The following is an 8,510-nucleotide window of genomic DNA, read 5'->3' on the forward strand; positions in this document are numbered from 1 at the left end:
TTTTGAGGGTTGAGGCCCCACACCGTTTGGTGTGGGGCCTCCCCGCGTTTACAGGCCCCTTTCGGGTCTCAGCCGACCCCGGCCCACCGCCCGGTAGGCTGAACCGCGCATCCCCGGTGCACTGCTCTCTGCAGCTGCAGGCCATTGCACCCCGTTCCCGATGGAAGGACACCATGGCAGAGGACTCTTCTCGAGACCGTCGCGACGATCGACGCGGGGGGCCGCGGAAGTCCTTCGGCGCCGGCGGCGCCCGTCGGGACGGTTCCCGACGTGGCGACCCGCGAGGTGGCGAGTGCCGAGCGGGGGACACCCCTCGTCGCGGGCAGACCGGCGACGCTGCCGAGTCCCGTGAGCGCGGCGGCCGCAGCACGGACCGCCAGGGGCGTCCGGCGCGGCGGGACGGAGAGGCTCGGGGGCAGCGGCGAGGAGACTCCGGCGGACGTGCGCGGCAGGGAGAGCGGCCGACCCATCGTGGCCGCCCCCACTCCGCGCCGCGTGGCGATCGCCCCGAGCGCACGGAGCGGGAGCGCCCCGTGCACAACCCGGCTGACCTGCGGGCGGCCAACCGCGCCGATCAGGAACGCTCCCCGGACATCGATGCCGACGTCACCGGCAAGGAGCTGGACCGCGGCACCCTGAAGGAGATCGGTGGCCTGGACGAGCGCCCGGGCACCTGGGTGGCCAAGCACCTGGTGATGGCCGGGCGCTACCTCGACGAGGATCCCGGCCTCGCCTTCCAGCATGCTCTGGCGGCCTCCCGGAAGGGCGGTCGGCTGGCGCGTGTGCGGGAGGCCGTGGCCCTCACCGCCTACGCGGCGGGGGAGTACCAGGACGCGCTGCGTGAGTTCCGCACCTACCGGCGGATGACCGGCGACGACACCCACATCGCGGCGCAGGTGGACTGCGAGCGTGCGCTGGGGCGTCCGGAGAAGGCACTGCAGCTGGCGGCGGAGGTGGATCAGGAGCGTCTGGACCGCACGGCCCGGGTGGAGCTCGTCATGGTGGTCTCCGGCGTCCGCGAGGACATGGGGGACCTGGCCGGGGCCCATGAGGCCCTGCAGATCCCGGAGCTGGATCGCCGTCGCGGATATCCGTTCTCTCCCCGTCTCTTCCAGCGCCAGGCCGACGTCCTGTCGGCCCTGGGCCGGGAGGACGAGGCGGCCCGCTGGCGCCGGTCCGTCCGGGTGGTCGAGCGCGCGCTCGGCATCGGCGGCTTCGCGGAGCCGGAGATCGTGGACGTCGAGGTCGAGCCGGAGGACGAGGCCCCTCGTCCGCGGGCCGCGCGGGATCGGAGTCCGGCCCCTCGACACGACCATGGGACCGCCGGCGCCCCTGACAACGTGCAGCCCGCTGCGGAGCCGGAGACGGAGACGTCTGCGACGCCGGAAACGCCCGCTGCGGATGCCCCGACCCCGTCGCGGGCCGACGCGGCCGACACCCCGCGGGAGCCTGCGTCGGACGCCGCCCCGGACTCGGGGACGGCGGAGGGCCGGTCCCCCGAGGCGGATCCCGAAGAGGACCCGAACCAGATGTCCCTCTTCGACGGCATGGCCGACGCGGACGTGGCGGATGCGGAGCGCCGTCGGGAGGAGCGGTGAGCCGTCCGACGTTCTTCGGCGGGCACGACGGCCTGCTCTGCGACCTGGACGGCGTGGTCTACGCCGGCGCGGGTCCCCTCCCAGGGGCGGTGGAGGCCCTCGCCGCCCTGCGTGATCGCGGGGTGCCGGTGGGCTTCGTGACGAACAACGCGTCCCGGCCCCCGGAGGCCGTCGCCGGGCACCTCCGCGACCTGGGCGTCCAGGCCGATCCGCAGGAGGTCTTCGGGTCCGCCCCCGCCGGGGCGGCACTGCTCGAGGAGACGCTGCAGGAACGGCTGGGCCGGTCCACCGGCCGTGTGCTGGTGGTGGGCTCCGCATACCTGCGCGACCTCCTCGCCGAGCGCGGCCACACCGTCGTCTCCTCGGCCGCCGACGCCCCGGACGCCGTCCTGCAGGGCTTCGACCCGGGCATCGGCTGGTCCCAGCTCGCCGAGGCGGCGTACGCGGTGAACGCGGGCGCGATCTGGGTGGCGACCAACCTCGACCTGTCCATCCCGCGCGCCGAGGGCGTCGCCCCCGGCAACGGTGCACTCGCGGCCGCCGTCGGCCACGCCACGGGCACGACGCCGGTCGCGGCCGGCAAGCCTGAGCCGCACCTCTTCCACCTGGCCGCGGCCCAGCTGGGTCTGGCCAGCCCGCTGATGGTCGGCGACCGGCTCGACACCGACATCCGCGGGGCGAACGCGGCGGGCATGGACGCCGTGCTGGTGCTGACCGGGGTCGACACCCGCCGCAGTGCCGAGCAGGCCCCGGCCCAGGACCGGCCGGACTGGATCGTCGAGGACTTGACCGCCCTGCTCGCCGAGGCCCCGGAACGGGCGGGCGGTGCCCGTGGCTGAGGGCGTGCGGGCCGACGTCGCGCTGGCGGCCCGCGGCCTGGCCCGCTCCCGCACCGAGGGGGCGGCACTGGTGAAGGCCGGCGCCGTCCTGCTGGACGGGATCCCCGTGCGACGCCCCTCGCAGGCCGTCCCCGACGGGGCCCGTCTCGAGCTCGCCGACGCCGGCCCGCGCTACGTGTCCCGCGCCGCCCACAAGCTGGTGAGCGCCCTCGAGGCGTTCCCCGTGCCCGTGGCCGGGCGGCGGGCCCTCGACGCCGGCGCCTCGACCGGCGGGTTCACCCAGGTGCTGCTCGAGCGGGGCGCCGAGCACGTGGCCGCGGTGGACGTCGGCCATGACCAGCTGGACCCGCGGATCCGGGAGGACCCCCGCGTGCTCGTGCGCGAGGGCCTGAACGTCCGTGGGCTCACGGCCCAGGACGTCGAGGGCCCCGTGGACCTGGTCGTCTCGGACCTCTCCTTCATCTCCCTGCGCCTGGTGCTGGCACCCCTGGCCGCCGCGTGCCGCCCGGGCGCGGACCTGCTGCTCATGGTCAAGCCCCAGTTCGAGGTGGGCCGGTCCGCCCTGCCGCGCACCGGCGTCGTGACGGACCCGCAGGACCGGGCCGCGGCCGTGGCGGGGGTGGCGCAGGCCGCGCTCGAGACGGGCCTCGAGGTGGCGGGCCTGGCCCGCTCCGGGCTGCCGGGCCAGGACGGCAACGTCGAGTTCTTCCTGCACCTGCGCGCCCCGCAGGCCGGGGCGGCACCGCCGGCCGACGGGGCTCCCGACGCCGGGACCCGCTCCGCCGACCTGGTGGCGGGCGCCGGCGTCGACTGGGCCTGACCCCGGGCGGGGGATCACGCCGCTGTCGTGTCCGGGCCGTCGCTATCCTGGGGGAGGTCCCGTCACGGGAGCCCACCCCACCGCGGAAGGAACCATGTCCGAGACCCCCGCACGCCGCGTGCTCGTGCTCGCCCACACGGGGCGGCAGGACGCGATCCAGGCCGCCCTCCAGGCCATCCGCATCCTGGACGAGGAGGGTCTGGACAGCGTCATGCCCGCCGCGGACGTCGCGGCCGTGCGCGCCGCCGTGGGGGAGCAGCCCGGCGTCCGGCCCCTCTCGCTCGGCGAGGACTGCGAGCTCTCCGACGTCAGCCTCGGCCTCGTCCTCGGCGGGGACGGCTCCGTGCTGCGCGCGGCCGACCTCGTGCGCGGCCACGGCATCCCGCTGCTGGCCGTCAACCTCGGGCACGTCGGGTTCCTCGCCGAGTCCGAGCGCACGGACCTGCACCGCACCGTCAAGGCGATCGCGGACGAGGCCTATGTGGTCATCGAGCGGATGGCCCTCGACGTCGTCGTGCGGGTGGACGGCCGCGAGGCGGCCCGCACGTGGGCGCTCAACGAGGCCTCCGTGGAGAAGTCCAACCGGGAGCGCATGCTCGAGGTCGTGGTCTCCGTGGACGACTCGCCGCTCACCGCCTTCGGCTGCGACGGGGTGGTGCTCGGCACCCCCACCGGCTCCACCGCCTACGCGTTCTCCGCCGGCGGGCCCGTCGTGTGGCCCGGCGTGGAGGCCCTGCTGTTCGTCCCGATCAGCGCCCATGCCCTGTTCGCCCGCCCCCTCGTGGTGGGGCCGCACTCCACGATCGCCGTGGACGTCATGACCCGCACGCGGGAGACCGGCGTGCTGTGGTGCGACGGGCGCCGCACGGTCGACCTGCCGCCCAACGCGCGCGTCGAGGTGACCCGTTCCTCCGAGCCGGTCCGCCTGGCCCGCCTGAGCCCCATCCCGTTCGCCGACCGCCTGGTGCGCAAGTTCCGTCTGCCCACCGAGGGCTGGCGCGGCCCCGTGACGGACGAGGAAGTCCGGGCCCGGGAGGCCGTGGCCGAGGTGGAGACGGTGGAGCCGCGGCACGCCGGCCCCCGCCCGGACGTGGTGCCCCCGCCCACGGCGTCGCTGCCCGTGCTCACCCCCGAGGACCTCGAGCGCTACCGCCGCCGCGACGGCCGGGGAGGGGACCGGACCTCATGATCGAGTACCTGCAGATCTCCGGCCTCGGCGTGATCGGCGAGGCCACCGTGGACCTTGACCCGGGCTTCACCGTGGTCACCGGTGAGACCGGCGCGGGCAAGACCATGGTGGTCACCGCCCTCGGCCTGCTGCTGGGCCGGCGCGCCGACGCCGGCGTGGTCCGCCGCGGCGCCCGCCGGGCGTCCGTGGACGCCGGCGTCCGTCTGCCCGCCGGGCACCGGGCGGTGGCCCTGGCCGAGGAGGCCGGCGCCGTCGTCGACAAGGCGGACGGGGCCGGCGCGCGCGACCTGCTGCTGAGCCGCTCCGTGACCGCCGCGGGGGAGGGGACCCGCTCGCGGGCCGGTGTCGGGGGCCGTGCCGTCCCCGTGGGCGTGCTCTCCGAGGTCGGCACGGCCCTGGTGACCGTGCACGGGCAGAACGACCAGGTGCGCCTGCAGAGCCCCGCGGCCCAGCGGCACGCCCTCGACGCGTTCGGCGGCCCCGGCCTGCAGGCTGCCCTGCAGGCCTACCGGGAGGAGCACGAGGCGTACACGCGCGCCCGGCGCGAGCGGGACATGCTCGTGGAGCGCCAGCAGGAGCGCGCCCGTGAGGCCGAGGCCCTGCAGCGCGGGCTCGAGGAGATCGACGAGGCGGATCCGCACGCCGGCGAGGACGAGGAGCTGCGCACCCGCATCCGTCGTCTCGAGGACGTGGAGGAGCTGCGGGCGGCCGCCGGCGGGGCGCATGCGCTGCTCGCCGGTCCGGACCTGGAGGCCGGCGACGACACGCCCGGCGCGGTCACCCTGGTGGAGTCCGCCCGGGCCGCCGTGCTGGCCGCGCCCGGCCGCGACGAGGACCTCGAGGCCGCCGCCGCCCGCCTCGCCGAGGCGGCCGTGGTCCTCAACGACATCGCCGCCGACCTCGCCCGGTACGGGGCGGACCTCGACGCCGACGCCGCCGGCGACCTCGACGCGGCACAGTCCCGCCTGGCCGAGCTGACCCGTCTGCAGCGTCTCTACGGGCCCGAGCTGACCGACGTCGTGGCGTGGGCCCAGACCCAGCGGCCGCGGCTCGAGGAGCTGCAGGGCGACTCCGGGCGCGTTGAGGAGCTCGAGGCCGATCTGGTCCGGCTCGAGGGGACCCGCCGGGAGCGCGCCGCGGAGCTGACCGCGCTGCGCACGGATGCGGCGCAGCGGCTCGAGGCCGCCGTGACCGCCGAGCTGCACGCCCTGTTCATGCCGGACGCCTCCTTCCACGTCACGCTGACCCCCGCCGTCGACGGCGCGCTCGGGCCGCACGGCGCCGAGGAGGTCGCCCTCGCCCTGCGGCCGCACGCCGGGGCCGAGCCGCGCCCCCTGGGCCGGGGTGCCTCCGGCGGCGAGCTCTCCCGCGTCATGCTGGCGCTCGAGGTGGTGCTCGCGGAGACGGACCCGGTGCCGACCTTCGTCTTCGACGAGGTGGACGCGGGCGTGGGCGGCGAGGCGGCCCTGAGCAACGGCGCCCCCCAGGCCCGGCTGGCCCGCCCCCGCCACGGGATCGCCGGGTCCCACCAGCCCCCGGTGGCCCCCCATGCGGACCGGCACCAGCGGGTGGAGAAGAACTCCGACCCCGAGGCCGGGGTGACCACCTCCGACGTCGTCACCCTCAGCGCCAAGGAGCGGGTCGAGGAGCTGGCCCGCATGCTCGCCGGCCACGGCGACTCCAAGGCCGCCCGCGCCCACGCCCGCGAGCTGCTGCAGGCCTCCCGCACCGCACGGGCCTGAACGCTGCGGTCCCCGCGACGCGCGCGGGATCCGCGGGCACGTGTGTACGATCGAACTCCGTGGTGCAACGCGACTCTCGACTCAAGTCCTCCGGCACGGCCACCCGTCAGATCTTCGTGACGGGCGGCGTCGCCTCCTCCCTCGGCAAGGGGCTCACGGCCTCCTCCCTCGGCCACCTCCTGCGGGCCCGCGGCCTGCGCGTGGTGATGCAGAAGCTCGACCCCTACCTCAACGTGGACCCCGGGACGATGAACCCGTTCCAGCACGGGGAGGTCTTCGTCACCGAGGACGGCGCCGAGACGGACCTGGACATCGGCCACTACGAGCGGTTCCTCGACGAAGACCTCGACGGCGTCAACAACGTGACCACCGGCCAGGTGTACTCCTCCGTGATCGCCCGGGAGCGCCGCGGCGAGTACCTCGGGGACACCGTCCAGGTCATCCCGCACATCACGGACGAGATCGGCCGGCGCATGCGGCTGCCCGCCACCCCGGCGGAGGGACAGCCGACCCCGGACGTGATCATCACCGAGATCGGCGGCACCGTCGGCGACATCGAGTCCCAGCCGTTCCTCGAGGCCGCGCGGCAGGTGCGCCAGGACATCGGCCGGGACAACGTCTTCTTCCTGCACGTGTCCCTGGTCCCGTACATCGGACCCTCGCACGAGCTGAAGACCAAGCCCACCCAGCACTCGGTGGCCACGCTGCGCTCGATCGGCATCCAGCCGGACGCGATCGTCATCCGCTCCGACCGCGAGGTCCCCCAGGACGTGCGGTCCAAGATCGCCCGGATGTGCGACGTGGACGAGGACGCCGTGGTCAACTGCGCCGACGCGCCCTCGATCTACGACATCCCCCGCGTCATCCACGCCCAGCGCCTCGACGCGTACGCCGTGCAGGCCCTGGGTCTGAAGTTCAACGACGTCGACTGGTCCCGCTGGGACGTCGTCACCGAGGCCGTGCACCATCCCCGCCACGAGGTCGAGGTGGCGCTGGTGGGCAAGTACATCGACCTGCCGGACGCCTACCTCTCCGTCACCGAGGCCCTGCGTGCCGGCGGCTTCGCCCACCGCGCGAAGGTGACGCTGCGCTGGGTGGCCTCCGACGACTGCGAGACCCCCGAGGGCGCCGCCCGGGCCCTGGCCGGCGTGGACGCGGTCTGCGTGCCCGGCGGGTTCGGCGTGCGCGGCGTGGACGGGAAGGTGGGCGCGCTGCGCCACGCCCGCGAGCACGGGATCCCGACGCTCGGCCTGTGCCTGGGCATGCAGTCCATGGTCATCGAGTACGCCCGCAACGTCCTCGGCTGGGCCGACGCGCACTCCACCGAGTTCGACCCGGACACGGCGCACCCGGTGGTCGCCACCATGGCCGAGCAGCGGGACATCGTCTCCGGGGAGGGCGACCTGGGCGGCACCATGCGCCTGGGCTCCTACCCTGCCGTGCTCGCCCCCGGCTCCGTGACCGCCGAGGCCTACGGGACCACCGAGGTCACCGAGCGCCACCGCCACCGCTACGAGGTCGCCAACGACGTCCGCGCGGACCTCGAGGCCGCCGGACTGGTGATCTCCGGGACCTCCCCGGACGGGACCCTCGTCGAGTTCGTGGAGCTGCCCCGGGACGTCCACCCGTACTACGTGGCCACGCAGGCCCACCCCGAGTTCAAGTCGCGCCCCACGCAGGCCCACCCGTTGTTCGCCGGCCTGATCGGGGCCGCGCTCGCGGTCCGCGGCGCTGACCGGGCGGAGCAGGCCGAGGCGGCCGGCGGCGTCGAGCACGGGCAGGCCTCCCGTGGCTGAGGCGTCGGCCCGGGAGGGCCGCTCCCCGCTGCGGGACCTGCACCGGCCCCGGAAGGTCAAGAAGGCCAGGACGGTCTTCGAGGGCCGGGTGTGGGACGTGGCCCGGGAGACGTTCCGCCTGGACCCCCAAGACAAGGGCCAGGAGCCGCTCACGCGAGAGCTCATGGTGCACCCCGGCGCCGTGGCGGTGCTCGCGCTCCGCACGCAGCTGACCACGCTGGGCCCCCGGGACGAGGTCGCGCTCGTCCGCCAGTACCGGCACCCCGTGGGGATGGAGCTGTGGGAGGTCCCCGCCGGCCTGCGGGACGTGGACGGCGAGCCCCTCCACGAGACCGCCCGGCGCGAGCTGCACGAGGAGGCGGACCTCGTGGCCGCCGAGTGGCACACGCTGGTCGACTTCTTCACCACCCCGGGCGGGTCCACCGAGGCGATCCGCGTGTTCCTCGCCCGTCAGGTGAGCGCGGTCCCCGAGGCGGAGCGCCACGTGCGCACGGGCGAGGAGGCGGCCATGCCGCTGGCGTGGGTC

7 protein-coding genes are annotated in these 8,510 nt (G+C 75.5%); all 7 read left to right on the plus strand.

Annotated features, from left to right (window positions below; genetic code table 11):
* Positions 1-533: 533 nt before the first annotated feature.
* On the plus strand, positions 534-1,598 hold the full coding sequence (locus tag Q4D18_RS09960) for a hypothetical protein (protein WP_303127910.1): 1,065 nt from the start codon (positions 534-536) through the stop codon (positions 1,596-1,598).
* On the plus strand, positions 1,595-2,437 hold the full coding sequence (locus Q4D18_RS09965) for an HAD-IIA family hydrolase (protein ID WP_303127913.1): 843 nt from the start codon (positions 1,595-1,597) through the stop codon (positions 2,435-2,437). The genes Q4D18_RS09960 and Q4D18_RS09965 overlap by 4 nt, the downstream gene beginning before the upstream one ends.
* Positions 2,430-3,257 (plus strand): TlyA family RNA methyltransferase, encoded by an 828-nt coding sequence (locus Q4D18_RS09970; protein ID WP_303127915.1) that lies wholly within the window; start codon positions 2,430-2,432, stop codon positions 3,255-3,257. Before Q4D18_RS09965 ends, Q4D18_RS09970 begins: the two co-directional genes overlap by 8 nt.
* 94 nt (positions 3,258-3,351) lie before the next feature.
* Positions 3,352-4,446 (plus strand): NAD kinase, encoded by a 1,095-nt coding sequence (locus Q4D18_RS09975; RefSeq protein ID WP_303127918.1) that lies wholly within the window; start codon positions 3,352-3,354, stop codon positions 4,444-4,446.
* The gene (gene recN / locus Q4D18_RS09980) at positions 4,443-6,188 is read left to right on the plus strand and encodes a DNA repair protein RecN (protein ID WP_303127921.1); all 1,746 of its coding nucleotides are present in this window, start codon (positions 4,443-4,445) and stop codon (positions 6,186-6,188) included. The genes Q4D18_RS09975 and recN overlap by 4 nt, the downstream gene beginning before the upstream one ends.
* A 59-nt stretch (positions 6,189-6,247) precedes the next feature.
* Positions 6,248-7,984: a CTP synthase gene (locus Q4D18_RS09985; RefSeq protein ID WP_303127924.1), complete on the plus strand. Its 1,737-nt coding sequence runs from the start codon at positions 6,248-6,250 to the stop codon at positions 7,982-7,984.
* Positions 7,977-8,510: NUDIX domain-containing protein (locus Q4D18_RS09990; protein WP_303127926.1), on the plus strand; the 534-nt coding region annotated here is incomplete at its 3' end. The genes Q4D18_RS09985 and Q4D18_RS09990, both read left to right, overlap by 8 nt.

The sequence above is a fragment of the Micrococcus sp. genome, from assembly GCF_030523875.1.
Classification (GTDB): domain Bacteria; phylum Actinomycetota; class Actinomycetes; order Actinomycetales; family Micrococcaceae; genus Micrococcus.